This is a genomic window from Monashia sp. HAY1-5C, assembly GCF_056755255.1.
The window spans coordinates 1-272 of sequence record NZ_JBPGXG010000358.1 but is presented as its reverse complement, the minus strand read 5'-3'; the positions used below and the strand labels follow the sequence as shown (position 1 = coordinate 272).

Below are 272 nucleotides of genomic sequence, written 5' to 3'. Positions count from 1 at the left end.
CCTTAGCTTCGTCCAAACAACGCGACTATCAGACAAGAGTGGGGCGCTCTTCACAGGCTACTTCATGGGTGTGTAATCGAAGAGGAACGCCTATGTCTCACGACCCGGAAGTGATGATGTTTTCCCGCCGGCAGACACTGCTTGCCGGTGCAACGCTTTCCGCCGCAATGGTGATGCCATCGCTCGCCCTTTCCAAAACCAACTCCGCACAGAAAGAAGGACTTCCGCCAATGACCACCAGTTTCATCGAAACGAAAGACGGCGTGCAGATC

At 54.4% G+C, this 272-nt stretch carries 1 protein-coding gene; it reads left to right on the top strand.

Annotation, left to right across the window (positions count from 1 at the left end; all coding sequences use genetic code 11):
- Window positions 1-92: 92 nt before the first annotated feature.
- Window positions 93-272 (top strand): hypothetical protein (locus ACR9ZK_RS22020; protein WP_481344082.1); only part of this gene is annotated, 180 nt, incomplete at its 3' end.